The organism is Kocuria sp. SM24M-10, from assembly GCF_001027955.1.
Classification (GTDB): domain Bacteria; phylum Actinomycetota; class Actinomycetes; order Actinomycetales; family Micrococcaceae; genus Kocuria; species Kocuria oceani.
Window position 1 is genome coordinate 35,500 of the sequence record NZ_LDNX01000069.1, and the last position, 18,900, is coordinate 54,399.

Genomic DNA, 18,900 nt, shown 5'->3' on the forward strand with positions numbered 1-18,900 from the left:
GCGGGGTCAGGAGCACGTGGTCCCCTCCTCGGGCAGCTCGCCCTCGAGCAGGTAGGCGTCCACGGCGTCCTGCACGCACTCGTCGCCCGAGGCGTAGGCCGTGTGCCCGTAGCTGTCGTAGCTGAGCAGGCGGGCGCTCTCCAGCTGCTCCGCGAGCGCCTCGGACCAGTGGTAGGGGGTCGCGGGGTCGTGCGTGGTCCCCACGACGAGGATCGGGCCGGCGCCGGCGGCGTCGACCGGAGCGGGCGCGGCCGCGGGCTCCACCGGCCAGCCCTGGCACGCCGCGTCGCCGTAGCCGAGGTAGGGGCCGAAGGTCGGCGCGGCCTGCTCGAGCTGCTCCTGGTGCCGGGCCATCTGCTCCTCGGTGACCGTCCCGGCGGACCGGTCGAGGCAGCTGACCGCGGTGAAGGCCATCGTGGTGTTGTTCGCGTACCGGCCCTCGGCGTCACGCCCGTGGGTGGCGTCGGACAGCGCCAGCAGCGGGGAGAAGTCCCCGTCGAAGGCGGCCCCCAGGGCCTCGTTGAGCTGCGGGTAGGACGTGGTGGTGTACAGCGGGGTCAGGATGCCCTCCACCACGTTCGTGGCGGTGACCCGGCGCCCGTCCCCCGCGGTGACGGTGCCCTCCTCGACCGAGGCGATGAGCTCCTGGATCCGGGCCGTCGCCGCGTCCGTGCTCGACCCGCCGACCACGCAGCCGCGGATCTCGGCCTGGCACACCTGGACCCAGTGCCGCAGGTTCTCCTCGAAGCCCACGGCCTGGTCCGCCGTGGCCTCCTGGTCGCTGAGGGTCGGGTCCACGCCGCCGTCGAGCACGAGCCGGCCCACCCGCTCGGGGAACAGGTCGGCGTACACGGCGCCCAGGTGGGTGCCGTAGGAGAAGCCCAGGTACGTGGTCCGCTCGTCGCCCAGGACCGCCCGCAGGACGTCCATGTCCCGGGCGGCGCTGGCGGTGTCCATCTCGGCCACCAGGTCCCCGGAGTTCTGCACGCACTGCGCGCCCAGCCGCCGGTACTCCTCGCGGATCTCGTCGGCGGGCTCGGACCCCGGGTCGAACATCGGCTCGGCGCGCCACGCGTCCAGCTCGGCGTCGTCGAGGCACTCGATCCCGGCGGAACGGCCCACGCCCCGCGGGTCGAAGCCCACGACGTCGTAGACCCGGCGCACCTCGTCCGTGACCGTGTACTCGGCGAAGGCCGTCGCGTCCACCCCGGAGGCACCGGGGCCGCCCGGGTTGATCAGGAGGCTCCCGCGGGCCTGCCCCTCGGCCGGGAGGCGGGACATCACCACGGTGGTGGTCTCCCCGGACGGGTCGTCGTAGTCCAGGGGCACCTCCACGGCGGCGCACCGGAGGTCGTCCTCCGCGCCGTTCGTCTCGATCTCGAACTCGCACCGGCCCCAGTCCACCGACTGGGTGTAGAACCGCTCGAGCTCCGCGGGCGTGCCCTCCACCACGGCGCCGCTCGCGCCCCCGGACGGCTCGTCCGTGCCGGAGGCGCCGAGGGAGGAGCACCCGCCCAGGAGCAGGCCCGCCGCGGTCAGCGCGGCCGCCGCGGGCAGGGGCGTGCGGCGTGGTCGGGGGGCGCGGCGGATCATGGGGCTCCTCGGGGAACGGGCGTCGGACGGGGTCACAGCAGGGAGACGGCCATCGCCTCGAACGCGAGCTGCGCACTGACGCTGGTGCGGATCCGGTCGCGGGTCCGGCTGATCGCGTCGATGCGCTGCAGGGTCTGCTCGGGGGTGGCGTTGGAGGCGTGGTCCTGCAGCTGCTGGGCCAGGTGCTCGTTGACCAGACCGGAGCCCGTGCGCAGCTGCAGGGTCAGGACGTCCCGGTAGAAGGTGGTGAGGTCGATGAGGAAGCGGTCCAGGGTGTCGGTCTGGATCCGCCGGGAGCGCCGCTTCTGGTCCGCCTCGAGCCGGTTCAGCGCGCCGCGGATGGCCGGCGGCACCCGGCCCGACTCGGGCGCTCCGAGCGCCACGAGCAGCTGCTTGCGCTCCGACTCGTTGCGGGCCTCGGCGTCCGCCTGGGACTCCTCGACCGCGATCTTGTGCAGCCGGTCCGCGGCGCGCACGGCGTCGGGCACCCCGGAGAGCTTCAGGGGGATGGACACGACCTCCTGCCGCCGCGACCGGGCGTCGTCGTAGAGGGCGAGCCGCTTGGCGATGCCGACGTGGGACTGGGCGAGCCGGGCGCTCTCCTGCGCCCGCTGCCGGGGCACCCCGTGCCGGCGGATGAGCAGCTCCGCGACGTCCTCGACCGCCGGGACCTTCAGCGTGGCGGGCCGGCAGCGGGAGCGGATGGTCACGAGCACGTCCATCGGACTGGGGGCGCACAGCAGCCAGATCGTGTTCGGCGGGGGCTCCTCGATGGCCTTGAGCATGACGTTGGAGGTGCGCTCCACCATCCGGTCGGCGTCCTCGACCACCATCACGCGCCAGCGGCCCACCGACGGCCGGTCCTGGGCGCGGACCACGAGCTCCCGGGCCTCGTCGATGGTGATCTGCGGGTTCTCCGTGACGAAGTGGGTGAGGTCGGCGTGCGAGCTGGCCAGCACCGTGCGGCACGCGTGGCAGTGCCCGCAGCCGCGGTCGGCGGGGTCCTGCTGCTCGCACAGCAGCGCCGCCGCGAAGGCCAGGGCCGCGTTGGACCGGCCGGAGCCCGGCGGACCGGTGAACAGCCACGCGTGGGTGGGGCGGTCCTCCTGCGCCGCGCGGCGCAGCTGCCCGACCACGGACTCCTGGCCCAGGAGCTGGTCCCACACGCTCACGAGGCCACCTCCGCGGCGGTCCGGGGCAGCGCGGCCAGGCGGTTCCGGACGGCGGCCGCCAGCTCCTCGGCGGGCCGGGTCGCGTCGAGCACCAGGTAGCGGCCCGGGGCCCGTGCCGCCAGCTCGAGGAAGGCCTCGCGGTTGGCGTCGTGGAAGGTGTCGGGCTCGAGCTCCAGGCGGTCGCCGGCGCCGCCGTCGCGGACCTCCCGGCGGGTGCGGCCCGTGGGCGCGGGGACGTCCAGCAGCACGGTGAGGTCGGGCACGAGGCCGGCGGTCGCCCAGGCGTTGAGCTCCGCGACACGGTCGACCCCGAGCCCGCGCCCGGCGCCCTGGTAGGCGGCGGAGGAGTCGGCGTAGCGGTCGCAGACCACGGTGCGCCCGGCCGCGAGGGCGGGACGGATGAGCTGCTCGACGTGGGCGGCGCGGGCGGCCGCGAACAGCAGGGCCTCGGTGCGGGCGTCCACCGGGCCGTGCGCCGGGTCCAGGACCAGGGCGCGCACCCGCTCGCCCAGGGGGGTGCCGCCCGGTTCCCGGGTGCGCACGACGTCGTGCCCCTCCGCGCACAGCACGTCGGCGAGCAGGCGGGCCTGCGTGGACTTCCCGGCGCCGTCCCCGCCCTCGAACACGACGAAGACCCCGCGCCGGGCAGGCGCGGGGGAGCGCTCCGGGGCGGAGGAGGACGGCGGGGCGGGAGCCGGTCGGGAGGTCACCCCACCAGCCTATCGACCGCGGGGGACAGGGAGCGCTCCGCGCTCTGCCACTGGGGACCCGGCGGGCCGCTAGCCTGTGACCATGACTGCGCGCCCCGAGACCCCGTCCGCCCACTCCACCGACGCCCTGCGCCCGGACACCGTGGTGGTGGCCGGCGGGCGGCCCGCACCGGAGCACGACGCCCCGGTCGGGCCCGCCATCGTCCTGACCTCGACGTACCGGGGCTCCGGCGGCCTCGACGCCGCCGACCGCGCCTACGGGCGCTACAGCAACCCCACGTGGGAGGACATGGAGGGAGTCCTGGCCCGGCTCGAGGGGGCCGGCCGGCCCGGGCTGCTCTACGCGTCGGGCCTGGCGGCGATCGCCTCGGTGCTGTCCCTCGTCCCCGCGGGCGGGTGCCTGGTCATGCCCCGGCACAGCTACCAGGGCTCCCTGGCCCTGGCCAAGGACCTCGAGGCGCGCGGGCTGCTGACGATCGTCACCGTGGACGTCGCGGACACCGAGGAGGTCCTGGCCGCCCTCGGCGCCGCGGACCTGCTGTGGCTCGAGAGCCCCACCAACCCCATGCTCGAGGTCGCCGACCTCCCGGCGCTGCTCGCCGCGGCGCGGGAGCGCGGTGTGCTCACGTGCGTGGACAACACCTTCGCCACGCCCCTCGTCCAGCGCCCGCTGGAGCACGGCGCCGACGTGGTCGTGCACTCCGTGACCAAGTACCTGGCCGGGCACTCCGACGTCGTGCTGGGGGCGGCCGTCACCTCCGACGCCGGCCTGTGGGACCGGCTGAAGGCCCACCGCTCGCTGCACGGGGCGATCCCCGGACCGTTCGAGGCGTGGCTCGCGCTGCGGGGGATGCGGACCCTCGCGCTGCGGATCGAGCGCTCCGCGGCGACGGCGGGCGAGCTCGCCCGCCGGCTGCAGGAGCACCCGGCCGTGCTGGAGGTGCGCTACCCCGGTCTGCCCGGGGACCCGGGGCACGAGCGCGCCGCCGCGCAGATGGACGGGTTCGGCGCGATCGTGGCCATCGTCCCCGCGGGGGACGTCGAGGCGGTCGAGGCGGCGGTGGAGCGCCTGCGGGTGTGGACCCCCGCGACCTCCCTCGGCGGGGTCGAGTCGCTGATCGAGCGCCGGCGCCGGCACCACGAGGAGCCGCGCAGCGTGCCGGAGACGCTGCTGCGCCTGTCGGTGGGCATCGAGAACGTCGAGGACCTCTGGGAGGACCTCGACCGCGCCCTGTCCGCGATCGACCGGTAGGCTGGGACCGTGGACATTCCCTGGGTCTTCTATCTCGTGCGATTCATCGACATCGCCCTCGCGCTGGTCGTCGCCGGCCTGGCCGTGTGGGCCTTCGTCGACTGCCTGACCAAGGCGCCGGTGCAGTTCCAGCGCGCGTTCAAGCGCACCAAGGGCTTCTGGCTCGCCCTGACCGGGGGGTCCCTCGCGTTCACGGTCTTCACCCTGCTGCTGCTGCGGCCCAGCCTCTTCGTCCTGCTCATCGCGGGCACCGCCGTGGGCGTCTACCTCGCCGACGTCCGCCCGGCCGTGGGCCTGGAGTCCAAGGGGCCCAACAGCTGGTGACCCGCCCCGTGGCGCCCGCTTGTCCCGGGCTCGTGCCCGGATGGAAGAATGGGGCCATGGCTACCGAATCAGCACCGTACAAGCTCGTCCTGCTCCGTCACGGACAGTCCGACTGGAACGAGAAGAACCTGTTCACCGGGTGGGTGGACGTGGACCTCACCGACAAGGGCCGGGAGGAGGCCGTCCGCGGCGGTGAGCTGCTCGTGGAGAAGGGCATCGCCCCGGACGTCCTGCACACCTCGCTGCTGCGCCGGGCGATCACCACGGCGCACCTCGCGCTGGACCGGGCGGACCGGCACTGGATCCCCGTCAAGCGGTCGTGGCGGCTCAACGAGCGCCACTACGGTGCCCTGCAGGGCAAGGACAAGACCCAGGTGCGCGAGGAGTACGGCGACGAGCAGTTCATGACCTGGCGGCGCTCCTACGACGTCCCGCCGCCCGAGCTGGACGACTCCGACCAGTACTCCCAGGCCGGGGACCCCCGGTACGCCGACGTGGAGGACGCCCCCCGCACCGAGTGCCTCAAGGACGTCCTCGACCGCTTCATGCCCTACTGGGAGCAGGAGATCGTGCCCGACCTGCAGGCCGGGCGCACCGTGCTCGTGGCGGCGCACGGCAACTCGCTGCGCGCGCTGGTGAAGCACCTGGACGGCATCTCCGACGACGACATCGCGGCGCTGAACATCCCCACGGGCATCCCGCTCTACTACGAGCTGGACGAGGACCTGCGTCCCGTGGTGGCCGGCGGCGAGTACCTCGACCCGGAGGCCGCCGCCAGCTCGATCAAGGCGGTCGCCAACCAGGGCAAGAAGTAGGCCCGGCACCGCAGCACGCCGAAGGGCCGGCCCCACCGCAGCGGTGGGGCCGGCCCTTCGGCGTTCCCGGGCGCGGACCGTGCCGCGCCCGGGCGGGGACTCACTCGCCGCCGTCGCGGCCCACGTGCCCGTGGCCGGTCGGGCGGTCGGAGCTGGCGGGGACCCAGTCCCCGGTCACGAGGTAGGACACCTTGCGGGTCACCGAGACACCGTGGTCGCCGATCCGCTCGAGGTAGCGGGAGCACAGGGTGACGTCCACGGCCGTGGGCACCGAGCAGTCCCAGGTGGGGGCGGCCAGGGCGTCGAACACCGACTGGTGCAGCGCGTTGACCTCGCCCTTCAGGGCGTAGATGTCGTCGGCGAGGGAGAGGTCGCGGGTCTGGAGCACCTGGATGACGCGGTCCACGATCTGCAGGTCGAGGTCGAACATGCGGGTGAACGTCTCCACGAGCGGCTCGGGGATGACCGGGTCCGGGTAGCGCAGGCGGACGGCCTGGGCCAGGTGGCGGGCCAGGTCCCCGGCGCGCTCGAGGGAGGCGCTCATCCGCAGCGCCCCCACGATCATCCGCAGGTCCGAGGCCACCGGGCTCTGCAGGGCGAGGATGTCGATCGAGCGCTCGTCGAGGTCGTTCTGCAGGAAGTCGATCCGGGCGTCGTTGGAGATGACCTCCTCGGCCAGCTGGATGTCCGCGTCGAGGAGGGCGTCCTTGGCGCGGGCGAGGGCCTCGCGCACCAGGGTCGCGATCTGGATGAGCTCCTCCCCGACCTGGTGGAGTTCTGCCTGGAAAACCTTGCGCACGGGTGTGTCCTTTCGAGATGCGGCACGTCCGCGGCCCGCCGCCGGGTACGGCGCGGGGCGGAACGGATGACGAGGGGCGAGGTGCGAGCACACCCGCCGCCACGGTCACAGCCAGGAGTGAACTTCCGCTCATCTTAGGATGAACGTTCGTTGAACCCGTAGCCCGTGACGCCCGGGGTGACCTCCCCGCGGCGGCGGAAGCCTAAGCTGGATCCGTGAGTCCAACTGCCATCGCCGTCGTCGCCGGCCTGCTCGGCTTCGCCCTGGGCGTGAGCGGTCTGATCGGCCTGCGGCTGAGCGGCCGCGGACGCCGCGCCCGCGCCGACGTGCAGGAGCCCACCCTGCCGGACGGCACCGCCGACGTCCTCGCCGTGATCGGGCGCGCCTACGTGGTGGTGGACGGCGTCGACGGCGTGGTGCGCGCCTCCCCGGCCGCCTACGCGTTCGGCCTGGTCCGGGGGCACACGGTGGTGCACGACCAGATGCTGGAGATGATCCGCCGCGCCCGGCGCAGCGGGGTCATCGAGGAACGGCGGGTGGAGCTGTCCCGGGGGCCCTTCCAGACCGGTGCCGTGGTGCTCGACGTCCGGGTCGCCCCCATCGCCGAGGAGTACATCCTGCTGCTCGCCGACGACCAGACCGAGATCGCCCGGGCGCAGTCGATCCGCAACGACTTCGTGGCCAACGTCTCGCACGAGCTGAAGACCCCGGTGGGAGCGATCGGGCTGCTCGCCGAGGCGATCGAGGACGCGGCCGAGGACGAGGAGGCCGTGCGCCGCTTCGCCCAGCGGCTGCACAAGGAGTCCGTCCGCCTCACCGCCCTGGTGCAGGACATCATCGAGCTCTCCCGGCTGCAGAGCGCCGACGTCGTCACCGAGGGCCGGCCCGTGGACCTCAACCAGGTGATCGCCGACGCCGTGGACCGCAACCGGTTCCCCGCCGAGACCAAGCGGATCGAGCTGGTGGTCGGCGGCCGCGTGAGCCGGCCCGTCTTCGGCGACCCCGACCTGCTGGTCACGGCGCTGCGCAACCTCATCGACAACGCGGTGCACTACTCCCCGGAGGGCACCCGCGTGGGCGTCGGCGTCCGCGAGCGGGACGGCATGGCGCAGATCTCGGTCACCGACCAGGGCCCGGGCATCCCCGAGGACGAGCAGGACCGGATCTTCGAGCGCTTCTACCGCGTGGACGCGGCCCGATCCCGGCGCACGGGCGGGACCGGGCTGGGCCTGAGCATCGTCAAGCACGTCATGTCGCAGCACGGCGGGGAGGCCACCGTGTGGTCGCAGCCGGGCCGCGGCTCCACCTTCACCCTGCGCATCCCCCAGATCGAGGGCGCCGACGAGCTCGAGGACACCGCCCCGGCGGCCTCCGGCGCGTCCGCCCCACCGGCGCCCCCGACGGCGCGACCCGAACCAGTGACCACGACCCCACGGCCGGCCGCCCCCGCGCGCCGGACCGGGAGCACGGAGGACCGACAGTGACCCGCATCCTGATCGTCGAGGACGAGGAATCCCTCAGCGACCCCCTCTCGTACCTGCTGGGGAAGGAGGGCTTCGAGGTGCAGGTCGTGGACAACGGCGTCGACGCCGTCACGGAGTTCGACCGGGCCGGGGCCGACCTGCTGCTGCTGGACCTCATGCTCCCCGGGCAGTCCGGCACCGAGGTGTGCCGGCAGGTGCGGCAGCGCTCCTCGGTGCCGATCATCATGCTCACCGCCAAGGACGCCGAGATCGACAAGGTGGTGGGGCTCGAGCTGGGCGCCGACGACTACGTCACCAAGCCATACTCCTCGCGCGAGCTCGTGGCCCGGATCCGTGCCGTGCTGCGCCGCCAGGCGGAGCCCGAGGAGCTCGTGACCGCCACCGTGCAGGCAGGCCCCGTGCGGATGGACGTGGAGCGCCACGTGGTGAGCGTCAACGGGGAGCAGGTGGCGATGCCGCTCAAGGAGTTCGAGCTGCTGGAGATGCTGCTGCGCAACGCGGGCCGGGTGCTGACCCGCGGGCAGCTCATCGACCGGGTCTGGGGATCGGACTACGTGGGGGACACCAAGACCCTCGACGTCCACGTCAAGCGCCTGCGCGCCAAGATCGAGCCCGACCCCTCCACACCGCGGCACCTGGTCACGGTGCGCGGCCTGGGCTACAAGTTCGAGGCCTGAGCGCCCGCCGCGGCGCCCACCGCGCCGGTGCACCGCTCCGGTGCACCGGAAAGGGCCCGGGCCCCGCACCGCGGGTCCCGGGCCCTGCCCGTGCGCCTCGGCCTCGGATCAGTGCTCGTCGGCCTGCTGGCCTCCCACGAAGGCCTCGTCGCCGGGCTCCGCCGGGACGTTGGACGGATTGGCCGGGGTGGTCGGGGCCCCGCCGGGAATGAACTCGGCGTAGCGGGGGAAGGTGTGGTCGAGCACCGGCACGGAGTCGATCAGGGTCTCGCCGGCCGCGCTGAACTCGGTCTCGACCATCAGGCCGGGCATGGCGCCGGCCGGCTCGAGGATCACGGGCTCGCCCTCCTCGAGCTTCACGGTGACTCCGGCCGGGACGTCGATCTCGGCGGTGGCCTCACCGGTGTCCAGGGTGACGGTCACGTCCTCGGCCGACTCGTTGTCGATGCTGCCAAGCAGCCGGCCCGGGGCCTCGGCGCTCTCGGCCACGATGAGCATGTCCGTCAGGTTGATGTCGCCCATCTCCACCACGATGCCGTCCGCGGGCGCGTAGCCCACCTCGGCGGTGGCCACCGGGTTGATGGCGCTGCACCCGCTGGCGGTGAGCAGGGCGGCCACGGCGGCGGCACTGAGGCCTGCGCGCTTCAGGGACTTGCGGGCGGCGGTCTTCACGGCGCGTACTCCTCGGAGCTCAGGACGATGTCCCGATCAGCTTATCCGTTTGCCGACGGATCGTCCGCATCGCCGGCCGCCGGGGGGCCGTTCACGGCGGATCGGCGAATCCTACACCGTGTTAGAATGGACGTTCTGAAAGGGGTATTTCCATATGGTTTTTGAGGTTGGCGAGACGGTTGTCTACCCGCACCACGGCGCGGCGACCATCGAGGAGATCAAGACCCGCACCATCAAGGGCGAAGAGAAGATGTATCTCAAGCTCAAGGTGACCCAGGGCGATCTGGTCATCGAGGTCCCCGCGGAGAACGTGGACCTGGTGGGCGTTCGCGACGTCGTCGACGAGGACGGGCTGAAGAAGGTCATCTCGGTCCTGCAGGCGAAGGACACCGAGGAGGCCAGCAACTGGTCCCGGCGGTACAAGGCCAACCTGGAGAAGCTCGCCTCGGGCGACGTCCTGAAGGTCGCCGAGGTCGTGCGCGACCTGTGGCGCCGGGACCGCGACCGCGGGCTCTCCGCGGGGGAGAAGCGGATGCTGACGAAGGCCCGCCAGATCCTCACCTCCGAGCTCGCCCTCGCCAAGAAGATCGACGAGGAAGAGGCCGAGAAGCGCCTCGACGACATCCTCGCGTCCTGACCTCCCCGTGACCGGGAACGGGCCACGGCCCACGACGGCGGACCCGCCCTCCTCGGAGGGCGGGTTCGCCGTCGTCGTCGTGGCGGCCGGATCCGGCACCCGGCTCGGGCACGGCATCCCCAAGGCCCTCGTGCCGCTGGACGGCCGCCCCCTGCTCGAGCACGCCCTGCGCGGCGTCGCCGAGGCCGGGATCGCCGACCGGGTGCTCGTCACGGTCCCCGCCGGCGACGTCGAACTGTCCGCCCTGGCCCGGGAGCACGGGGCGCTGCCCGTGACCGGCGGCGCCTCCCGCGCCGCGTCGGTCCGCGCGGCCCTGGCCGTGCTGGAGGGCTCCGGGTGCGCCGCGGTGCTGGTCCACGACGCCGCGCGCTGCCTGACCCCGCCCTCGGTCTTCCGGTCCGTGGCGCGGCGCGTGCGCTCGGGGGCGCGGGCCGTGGTGCCGGTGCTCCCCGTCGCGGACACGATGCGCCGGGTCGACGAGGCCGGCCGCTCACTCGGGACCGTGGACCGCACGGTCCTGCGCGCGGTGCAGACCCCCCAGGGCTTCGAGCTCGCGCTGCTGCGCGCGGTCGACCGCGCCGCCGCCGAGGCCGGCACGGACCCGGAGACCGTCACCGACGACGCCTCGCTCGTGGAGACCCACGCCCCCGGCGTCGCCGTCCGGACGGTCCCGGGCCACGAGCACGCCTTCAAGATCACCCGGCCCCTCGACCTCGTGCTGGCCGAGGCCGTGCTCCGGGGCCGGGCGCCCGGCGCCGCCGGCACGGTCCCGGTCGCCGTCGGGCCCTCGACCGTCACCGTCCCCGAGGAGCGCTGACCCGTGAACCTGCCCCGCACCGGCATCGCCGTGGACGTCCACGCCTTCGGGCCCGAGGGCACCCCGCTGTGGGTCGCCGGTCTCGAGTGGCCGGGGGAGCGCGGCCTCGCGGGCCACTCGGACGGGGACGTCGTGGCCCACGCCGCCGCCGACGCCCTGTTCTCGGCCTCGGGCACCGGGGACCTGGGCTCCAACTTCGGCGTGGACCGGCCCGAGATGCAGGGCGCCTCGGGGCTGCACATCCTCACCGAGGCGGCCCGGATCGTGCGGGCGGCCGGTTTCGAGATCGGCAACGTGGCCGTGCAGCTGATCGGCGAGCGGCCGCGCTTCGCGCCCCGCCGCGCGGAGGCCGAGGACGCCCTCAGCGCCGCCGCCGGCGCCCCCGTGACGGTCAGCGCCACGACCTCGGACCACCTCGGGTTCCCGGGCCGGGGCGAGGGGCTCGCGGCCGTGGCCACGGCCCTGGTCGTCGCTGTGGGAGCGGGCGGGGCCTGACCGGCCCGCGGGCGCGCGCCCTTATGATGGGCCGTGTGACTCTGCGCTTCTACGACACCGCCACCGCCTCCGTGCGGGACTTCGAGCCCGTCCACCCCGGTGAGGCGCGTCTGTACTACTGCGGTGCCACCGTCCAGGGGATGCCGCACATCGGGCACGTGCGCTCCGCGCTCGTCTTCGACCTGCTGGCGCGCTGGCTGGACTTCCGCGGCCACCGGGTCACCACGGTGCGCAACGTCACCGACATCGACGACAAGATCCTCACCAACGCCGCGGCGTCGTACGCCCCCGACTACACCGGCGACCACCCCCGCGAGCCGTGGTGGGCGCTGGCCTACCGGTTCGAGCAGGTCTTCAACACCGCCTACGACGCCATCGGCATCGCCCGGCCCACCTACGAGCCGCGCGCGACCGGCCACGTCCCCGAGATGCACGCCCTGATCCGCGCCCTCGTCGACGCCGGGCACGCCTACCCGGCCCCGGACGGCTCGGGCGACGTCTACTTCGACGTCCGCTCCTGGGCGCGCTACGGGGAGCTCACCCACCAGTCGGTGGACGACATGCAGGACGCCCCGGACGCCGACCCGCGCGGCAAGCGCGACCCCCGCGACTTCGCCCTGTGGAAGGGGCACAAGCCCGGCGAGCCGGAGACCGCGCGCTGGGAGTCCCCGTGGGGCGCCGGCCGGCCCGGCTGGCACCTCGAGTGCTCCGCGATGGCCGGGAAGTACCTGGGGGAGCACTTCGACATCCACGGCGGCGGCCTGGACCTGCGCTTCCCCCACCACGAGAACGAGCTCGCCCAGTCGGCCGCGGCCGGGCAGCGCTTCGCGAACTTCTGGCTGCACAACGGGCTGGTCACCTCCGCGGGCGAGAAGATGTCCAAGTCGATCGGCAACACCGTCTCCCCGGCGGACATGCTCGCCGCGGCCCGCCCGCTCGCCGTGCGCTACTACCTGGGGCAGGCCCACTACCGCTCCGTGCTGGACTACCGGCCCACCTCCCTGGCCGAGGCGGCCGCCGCCGTGGAGCGCGTCGAGTCCTTCCTGCGCCACGCCGCGGACTCCGGCCTCGACCTCGCCTGGACGCCCACCGACGTGCCGGAGGCCTTCCAGGACGCCATGGACGACGACCTCAACGTGCCCCAGGCCCTCGCGGCCCTGCACGAGACCGTGCGGGCGGGCAACTCCGCGCTCGCCGACGGCGGCGACCCGTCCGCGCCCGCCCGCGCCGTGCGGGCCATGACCGACGTCCTCGGGCTGAGCAGGCTCATGGACCTCGGCGGCGCCGGCGGCAACGCCGCCGAGCACGCCGCCCTCGACGCCCTCGTGCGCTCCCTGCTGACCCAGCGCGCACAGGCCCGCGCCGCCAAGGACTGGGCCCGGGCCGACGCCATCCGGGACGAGCTCGCCGCGGCCGGCGTCGCGGTCCGCGACGGCGCCGGCGGCGCCGCCTGGTCCGTGGCCTGAGCCGGCCCCCACCCACCACCGACCGAAACAGAGGAATGCCATGCCAGCCCCCAAGCGCCCCGGTGCGATCCGCAAGAACAAGAAGGGCCCCCTCGTGGGCACCGGCGGCCACGGCCGCAAGGCGCTCGAGGGGCGCGGACCGACGCCGAAGGCCGAGGACCGCCCGTACCACAAGGCGCACAAGATGAAGAAGGCCGCCGAGCGCCGCCAGGCCCAGGGCGGCCGCGCTGCCTCCCGCACCCGGGGCAAGGTCCAGGAGGACCTCGTCACCGGGCGGAACTCGGTGCTCGAGGCGCTGCGGGCGGACATCCCCGCCAAGGCCCTGCACGCGGCGAGCAAGATCGACGTGGACGACCGGGTGCGGGAGATCCTGCAGATCTGCGCCGAGCGCGGGATCACGATCCTCGAGGCCTCCAAGTCCGAGCTCGACCGGCTCACCAGCGACGCCGTGCACCAGGGCGTGGCCCTGCAGGTGCCCGCCTACGAGTACGAGGACGCCGTGGAGACCGCCCGCCGGCTCATGACCCAGTGGGAGAAGCGGCACATCCGCCGCCCGCCGCTGCTGATCGCCCTCGACGGCATCACCGATCCGCGCAACCTCGGGGCCATCATCCGCAGCGCGTCGGCCTTCTCCGGCAACGCGGTCATCGTCCCCGAGCGCCGCTCCGTGGGCGTCACCGCCTCCGCCTGGAAGACCAGCGCCGGCGCCGCCGCCCGGGTGCCCGTGGCGAAGGCGGCCAACCTGAACCGCGCGCTCGAGGAGCTCAAGGGCATGGGCTACTTCGTGGTCGGGCTCGACGGCGACGGCGACGTCCAGCTGCCCGGGCTCGAGCTCGCCACCGAACCGCTCGTGATCGTGGTCGGCGCCGAGGGCAAGGGCCTGTCCCGGCTGGTCACCGAGAACTGCGACCAGGTCGTCTCCATCCCCATCGACTCCGCCATGGAGTCCCTCAACGCCTCGATGGCCGTGGGCATCACCCTGTACGAGGTGTCACGACGCCGTGCCGGTTCCTGAGCCGCGGCGGCAGGACACCGGCCGGCCCTACGTCTCCCACCCCTACCCGCTGGGGGTGCACCCCTCGCACGAGCGCGACGGCAGCGCCAACGTGGCCGTCTACGCCCCCGGGGTGCCGGACCTCGACATCGTCTTCCGGCTGCCGGGCGGGCGCTGGCAGCGGCGCCGGCTGACCGGACGCACCGGCGGGGTGCACCACGGGACGATCCCCCCGGCCGAGCAGCAGCGGCTCTCCGAGACGGGCTTCGAGTACATGAGGCACCGGGACGAGGCCCCGGCGCTGCCCGTCGGCACGGAGTACGGCTTCGTGCCCGCGGACTCGCCGGTGGCCGCCCGCCGCCGCGGCCCGGACCCCTCCGACCAGCAGATCCTGCTCGACCCCTACGGGAAGGGCCTGCGCCGCGTGGCCGCGCCGGACGACGTCGAGGACCCCGGCCCGGACGCCTACGGCGGACGCTACGTCTCCGTGATCGCCCAGCAGGACTTCGACTGGGACGAGGACCGCCCGCCGGCCACCGCGTGGCGGGACACGGTGGTCTACGAGGCGCACGTCAAGGGCCTCACCGCCCTGCACCCGGACGTCCCCGAAGAGCTGCGGGGCACGTACGCCGGCCTGGCCCACCCGGTGATGACCGACTACCTCACCTCGCTGGGCGTCACGGCCGTGGAGCTGCTGCCCGTGCACGCCCACCTGGACGAGCCCCACCTCACGAACCTGGGGCTGAGCAACTACTGGGGCTACAACACGCTGGGCTTCTTCGCCCCGCACGCCGGCTACGCCACCGAGGCCGCCCGCGCCCGCGGCCCCCAGGGCGTGCTCGACGAGTTCAAGGCGATGGTCCGCGACCTGCACCGGGCCGGCCTCGAGGTCTACCTCGACGTGGTCTACAACCACACGGCCGAGGCCGGGCAGGGCGAGCCGGCCTACTGCTGGCGCGGCCTCGGCGACGAGGCCTACTACCGGCACGGCGACGACGGCCGCTACGTGGACGTCACCGGGTGCGGCAACTCGGTGAACTTCGGCAACCCCCGCGTGGTGCAGATGGCTCTGGACTCCCTGCGCTACTGGGTGGAGCGCTGCCACGTGGACGGCTTCCGCTTCGACCTCGCCCCGGAGCTGGCCCGCGACGAGCGCCACCGCTTCACCCGCAACCACCCCTTCCTCGTCGCCGTGAACGCGGACCCGGCGCTGTTCGGCACCAAGCTCATCGCCGAGCCGTGGGACGTGGGCATGGGCGGATGGCAGACCGGGCACTTCCCCGAGGGCTGGGCGGACTGGAACGACCGCTTCCGGGACACCGTCCGCGACTTCTGGCTCACCGGCCCGCGCAGCATGAGCCTGGGCGGGGACGGGGGCAACGCCTCACGCCTGGCCGGGGCGCTCACCGGCTCCGCGGACCTGTTCGCCGCCTCCGGGCGCAGCGCCCTGGCCTCCGTGAACTTCGTGACCGCCCACGACGGCTTCACCCTGGCCGACCTCGTGTCCTACGACAACAAGCACAACCAGGCCAACCTCGAGAAGAACCGGGACGGCACCAACGACAACCACTCCTGGAACCACGGGGTCGAGGGCCCGGCCCGGGACGTGCGGATCCGGGCCGACCGCGCCCAGACCGCGCGCAACGTCATGGCCACCCTGCTCTTCTCCCAGGGCGTGCCGATGATCACCGCCGGGGACGAGTTCGGCCGCAGCCAGCGCGGGAACAACAACGCCTACTGCCAGGACAACGAGCTCTCCTGGGTGGACTGGCACCACACCCCGGCGGACCGGGCGATGCTGGCCGCGACCCGCTCCCTCGTCGCCGTGCGCGGGGAGTTCCTCGCCGGGCAGCCGTCCCACTTCCCGACCCGGCCGGACGAGGTGATGATGCACTGGTTCGGCCCGGACGGGACGCCCATGACCGCCACCGACTGGCAGGCCCCCGGCGCCCGCACCATCCAGGTGCTGATCGGCTCCTGCGGCGGGCGCGTCTCGGGGCTGATGGTGGTCAACGGCGCGAGCGCCGACATGGCGATCACGTTCCCGGACGTCACGCAGCTGCTGCTCCCCGACGAGGAGGAGCACCCGCTGCGGGCCTCGGACGGCGTCTACGCCCTCGTGCACAGCACCGCATCGGTGCTGCACGGCCGCTACGGCGCCCGCTATCGCGCCGGGCGGCCCCAGGGCGTGCCCGCCAACTCGGTCACCCTGTTCCGGCTCCTCTGAAGCGCGTCCTCCCGGCACGAGCAGGGGCCGCACCCGTGCACGGGTGCGGCCCCTGCTCGTGCCGGCCCCGGTCCGGCCTGGACGGGCTCAGGCGTTCGCCACGAGCCCCAGCTCCGCCTTGTCGGCGAGGTGGGGGTGGGCCGGCAGCACCCGCACGGTGTAGCCGAAGGGCCCGGAGCGGTCCACGGTGATCGTCCCGCAGAACTTGTGCCGCCCGCCCCCGAGCTCGCCGGTGGGGCGCAGGGTCGCGTACTTGCGCTCGTGGATGTGATCGGTCTCCGAGACGCGGCCGTAGCCGATCTCCGCGCAGACGTCCTCCGGGGCCAGCGAGCCGAGGGTGACGTAGGCGCACACGGAGAGCTCGTCGCCGATCTGCGGGTCCTGGGCCACGCCCTCGGTGTCGACGTGCTCCACCGAGACCTGGCCCCAGGCCTGGCGCACGCGCCCGATCCACCGGGACTTCGCGCGCGCGGCGGCGTGCCCGTCCTCGGCGGCCCGGCGCCCGGACACGGCGGCGGGGACGTAGAGCTCCCGCACGTAGTCCTCGAGCATCCGCTTGGCCGAGACGCGAGGGCCCAGCGTGGCCAGGGTGTGCCGGACCATGGCCAACCACTGGTGCGGCACCACGTCCGTGCCCGGCTCGGAGGCGTCGTCGGTCTCGCCGTAGAAGCGGGGCGCCACGTGGTTCTCGATGAGCTCGTAGAGGGCGGCCGCCTCGATGTCGTCGCGCTCGTCCGGGTGGGCGTCCTCGTCCGCGGTGGGGATGGCCCAGCCGTTCTGGCCGTCGTACATCTCGTCCCACCAGCCGTCGAGCACCGACAGGTTCAGCCCGCCGTTGAGGGCGGCCTTCATCCCCGAGGTGCCGCAGGCCTCCAGCGGTCGCAGCGGGTTGTTCAGCCACACGTCGCAGCCGGGGAACAGGGTCCGGGCCATCGCGATGTCGTAGTTGGGCAGGAAGACGATCCGGTGGCGCACCTCCGGGTCGTCCGTGAAGCGCACGAGGTCCTGGATCAGCCGCTTGCCCTGCTCGTCGGCAGGGTGGGACTTCCCCGCGACCACGAGCTGCACCGGGCGCTCCGGGTCCAGCAGGATCTTCTTGAGCCGCTGCGGGTCCCGCAGCATGAGCGTGAGCCGCTTGTAGGTGGGCACCCGGCGGGCGAAGCCGATCGTCAGCACCCCGGGGTCGAGGACCGAGTCGGTCCAGCCGAGCTCGGCGTCCGCGAGACCGCGCTTCTTCCAGGAGGCCCGCAGCCGGGCCCGGACGTCCGCCACCAGACGGGTGCGCAGCTCCCGGCGCACCGCCCACAGCTCGGCGTCGTCCACCCCGTAGATCCGCCGCCACCGTGCGGTCCGGTCGAGGTCGGAGCCCATCGGGTCCAGGGCGAGCTCCGCCATGCGGGGGTCGATCCAGGTCATGACGTGCACGCCGTTGGTGATGGAGCCGATCGGCACCTCGTCCTCGTCGAAGCCCGGCCACAGCCCCCGGAACATGCCGCGGGAGACCACGCCGTGCAGCTTGGCCACACCGTTGGCCCGCTGGGCCAGGCGCAGGCCCATCACGGCCATGTTGAACTTGGACGGGTCGCCGTCGTCGTAGTCCTCCGTGCCGAGGGACAGGACGTTGGCCGTGGGGACGGCCGGGGCGAGACCGGCGTTGAAGAAGTGCTCGATCTGCGCCCGCTCGAACCGGTCGATGCCCGCGGGCACGGGGGTGTGGGTCGTGAACACGGTGGCCGAGCGCACCGAGGCGAGGGCTTCGTCCCAGGTCAGCGGTTCACTTCCGTCGGAGGGCTCCATGAGCTCCGCGATCCGTTCGATGCCCAGGAACCCGGCGTGGCCCTCGTTGCAGTGGAAGACCTCCGGGGCCGGCGCCCCCGTCAGCCGGGAGAACGTGCGCAGGGCGCGGATCCCGCCCATCCCGAGCAGCAGCTCCTGCTGCAGGCGGTGGTCGCCGCCGCCGCCGTAGAGGCGGTCGGTGACGCTGCGGGCGTGGTCGTCGTTGTCCGGGATGTCGGAGTCGAGCAGGAGCAGCGGCACGCGCCCCACGTCGGCGCGCCAGATCTGCGCGGACAGCGAGCGCCCGTTGGGCAGCGGCAGAGTGATCCGCGCGGGAGTCCCGTCCTCCTCCCGCAGCACGGCCAGGGGCATCCCGTCCGGGTCGAGCACCGGGTAGGACTCCTGCTGCCAGGCGTCGCGGGAGAGCGACTGCTTGAAGTACCCGTGCTGGTAGAACAGGCCCACGCCCACGACCGGCACACCGAGGTCCGAGGCGCTCTTGAGGTGGTCCCCGGCGAGGATGCCCAGCCCGCCCGAGTACTGGGGCAGCACGGAGGTCACGCCGTACTCGGCCGAGAAGTAGGCGATGGCGCGGGGGGCGTCCTCGGTCTGGGTCTTCTGGTACCACAGCTCGTCGGTGAGGTAGCACTCCAGGTCGGCGTCGAGCTCCTCGATCCGCCGCACGGTGGCGGCGTCCTCGGCGATCTGCTGGATCTCCTCCCGGGTGAGGGAGCCCAGCAGCTTGACCGGGTCGCCGTGCACGGTCTCCCAGGCCTGCGGATTGAGGTCGGCGAACAGCTGTTCGGTCGGCCGGTGCCAGGACCAGCGGAGGTTCCTCGCAAGACGGCTCAGCGGGGCGATGGACTCCGGCAGCACGGTGCGCACGGTGAATCTACGGATTGCCTTCACGCGGTCAGACTACCGGTGACCCGGCGGGAACCGGCCGTGTCGTCGCCCGGTCGCCGCCCCGGCGTGCCGGGCGCGCCCGCG

General features: G+C 73.6%; 17 protein-coding genes. 11 read left to right on the forward strand and 6 right to left on the reverse strand.

All coding sequences use genetic code 11. From position 1 onward, the window contains the following. Positions 1–6: 6 nt before the first annotated feature. The 3 genes from ABL57_RS08440 to tmk are packed head-to-tail and all read right to left on the reverse strand — an operon-like array spanning position 7 to position 3,475. A complete protein-coding gene (locus ABL57_RS08440; RefSeq protein WP_047803012.1) occupies positions 7–1,593 on the reverse strand; it encodes an alpha/beta hydrolase in 1,587 nt (528 codons plus the stop codon). Between the two features lie 32 nt (positions 1,594–1,625). Further along, positions 1,626–2,765 (reverse strand): DNA polymerase III subunit delta', encoded by a 1,140-nt coding sequence (locus ABL57_RS08445; RefSeq protein ID WP_047803013.1) that lies wholly within the window; start codon positions 2,763–2,765, stop codon positions 1,626–1,628. Next, positions 2,762–3,475 carry a dTMP kinase gene (gene tmk / locus ABL57_RS08450; RefSeq protein ID WP_082157312.1) on the reverse strand — a complete coding sequence of 238 codons (714 nt, stop codon included), beginning with the start codon at positions 3,473–3,475 and terminating at the stop codon, positions 2,762–2,764. The genes ABL57_RS08445 and tmk overlap by 4 nt, the downstream gene beginning before the upstream one ends. An 82-nt stretch (positions 3,476–3,557) precedes the next feature. Between tmk and ABL57_RS08455 the strand changes: the two genes are divergently transcribed. Genes ABL57_RS08455 through ABL57_RS08465 form a run of 3 tightly spaced genes read left to right on the forward strand, consistent with a single transcriptional unit; the run spans position 3,558 to position 5,866 of the window. Beyond that, on the forward strand, positions 3,558–4,727 hold the full coding sequence (locus tag ABL57_RS08455; RefSeq protein WP_047803037.1) for a PLP-dependent aspartate aminotransferase family protein: 1,170 nt from the start codon (positions 3,558–3,560) through the stop codon (positions 4,725–4,727). A gap of 9 nt (positions 4,728–4,736) precedes the next feature. Beyond that, positions 4,737–5,051: a DUF2516 family protein gene (locus tag ABL57_RS08460; protein ID WP_047803014.1), complete on the forward strand. Its 315-nt coding sequence runs from the start codon at positions 4,737–4,739 to the stop codon at positions 5,049–5,051. Between the two features lie 56 nt (positions 5,052–5,107). Then, positions 5,108–5,866, forward strand: a complete 759-nt coding sequence (locus ABL57_RS08465; RefSeq protein ID WP_047803015.1) for a phosphoglyceromutase — start codon at positions 5,108–5,110, stop codon at positions 5,864–5,866. A gap of 100 nt (positions 5,867–5,966) precedes the next feature. On the opposite strand, the gene phoU is transcribed toward ABL57_RS08465, so the two are convergent. After that, on the reverse strand, positions 5,967–6,665 hold the full coding sequence (gene phoU / locus ABL57_RS08470) for a phosphate signaling complex protein PhoU (protein ID WP_047803016.1): 699 nt from the start codon (positions 6,663–6,665) through the stop codon (positions 5,967–5,969). A 215-nt stretch (positions 6,666–6,880) separates the two neighbouring features. Here phoU and ABL57_RS08475 point away from each other — a divergent pair, with 215 nt between their 5' ends. Continuing rightward, positions 6,881–8,149, forward strand: a complete 1,269-nt coding sequence (locus ABL57_RS08475) for a cell wall metabolism sensor histidine kinase WalK (protein ID WP_047803017.1) — start codon at positions 6,881–6,883, stop codon at positions 8,147–8,149. Further along, positions 8,146–8,826 (forward strand): response regulator transcription factor, encoded by a 681-nt coding sequence (locus ABL57_RS08480; protein WP_047803018.1) that lies wholly within the window; start codon positions 8,146–8,148, stop codon positions 8,824–8,826. Before ABL57_RS08475 ends, ABL57_RS08480 begins: the two co-directional genes overlap by 4 nt. A 108-nt stretch (positions 8,827–8,934) precedes the next feature. Here ABL57_RS08480 and ABL57_RS08485 read toward each other — a convergent pair whose 3' ends face one another. Next, positions 8,935–9,498 carry a hypothetical protein gene (locus ABL57_RS08485; RefSeq protein WP_047803019.1) on the reverse strand — a complete coding sequence of 188 codons (564 nt, stop codon included), beginning with the start codon at positions 9,496–9,498 and terminating at the stop codon, positions 8,935–8,937. A 154-nt stretch (positions 9,499–9,652) separates the two neighbouring features. Between ABL57_RS08485 and ABL57_RS08490 the strand changes: the two genes are divergently transcribed. The 6 genes from ABL57_RS08490 to glgX are packed head-to-tail and all read left to right on the forward strand — an operon-like array spanning position 9,653 to position 16,134. Continuing rightward, on the forward strand, positions 9,653–10,135 hold the full coding sequence (locus tag ABL57_RS08490) for a CarD family transcriptional regulator (RefSeq protein WP_047803020.1): 483 nt from the start codon (positions 9,653–9,655) through the stop codon (positions 10,133–10,135). 7 nt (positions 10,136–10,142) lie between these two features. Continuing rightward, positions 10,143–10,952: a 2-C-methyl-D-erythritol 4-phosphate cytidylyltransferase gene (gene ispD, locus ABL57_RS08495; protein ID WP_082157313.1), complete on the forward strand. Its 810-nt coding sequence runs from the start codon at positions 10,143–10,145 to the stop codon at positions 10,950–10,952. Positions 10,953–10,955: 3 nt separating this feature from the next. Beyond that, positions 10,956–11,447 (forward strand): 2-C-methyl-D-erythritol 2,4-cyclodiphosphate synthase, encoded by a 492-nt coding sequence (ispF, locus tag ABL57_RS08500; RefSeq protein ID WP_047803021.1) that lies wholly within the window; start codon positions 10,956–10,958, stop codon positions 11,445–11,447. Between the two features lie 35 nt (positions 11,448–11,482). Next, positions 11,483–12,913 (forward strand): cysteine--tRNA ligase, encoded by a 1,431-nt coding sequence (gene cysS / locus ABL57_RS08505; RefSeq protein ID WP_047803022.1) that lies wholly within the window; start codon positions 11,483–11,485, stop codon positions 12,911–12,913. A gap of 40 nt (positions 12,914–12,953) precedes the next feature. Then, positions 12,954–13,928 (forward strand): 23S rRNA (guanosine(2251)-2'-O)-methyltransferase RlmB, encoded by a 975-nt coding sequence (gene rlmB / locus ABL57_RS08510; RefSeq protein ID WP_047803023.1) that lies wholly within the window; start codon positions 12,954–12,956, stop codon positions 13,926–13,928. Further along, positions 13,915–16,134 (forward strand): glycogen debranching protein GlgX, encoded by a 2,220-nt coding sequence (gene glgX, locus ABL57_RS08515; protein ID WP_047803024.1) that lies wholly within the window; start codon positions 13,915–13,917, stop codon positions 16,132–16,134. The genes rlmB and glgX overlap by 14 nt, the downstream gene beginning before the upstream one ends. A gap of 87 nt (positions 16,135–16,221) precedes the next feature. Here glgX and glgP read toward each other — a convergent pair whose 3' ends face one another. Then, entirely contained in the window at positions 16,222–18,819 is a 2,598-nt protein-coding gene (gene glgP / locus ABL57_RS08520; RefSeq protein ID WP_047803025.1) for an alpha-glucan family phosphorylase, read from the reverse strand. Between the last annotated feature and the right edge of the window lie 81 nt (positions 18,820–18,900).

Bases quoted from the DNA above. Each gene is read 5' to 3' on its own strand.
- ABL57_RS08440 (WP_047803012.1), bottom strand. From the start codon at position 1,593: ATGATCCGCCGCGCCCCCCGACCACGCCGCACGCCCCTGCCCGCGGCG.
- rlmB (WP_047803023.1), top strand. From the start codon at position 12,954: ATGCCAGCCCCCAAGCGCCCCGGTGCGATCCGCAAGAACAAGAAGGGC.
- ABL57_RS08490 (WP_047803020.1), top strand. From the start codon at position 9,653: ATGGTTTTTGAGGTTGGCGAGACGGTTGTCTACCCGCACCACGGCGCG.
- ABL57_RS08465 (WP_047803015.1), top strand. From the start codon at position 5,108: ATGGCTACCGAATCAGCACCGTACAAGCTCGTCCTGCTCCGTCACGGA.
- ABL57_RS08455 (WP_047803037.1), top strand. From the start codon at position 3,558: ATGACTGCGCGCCCCGAGACCCCGTCCGCCCACTCCACCGACGCCCTG.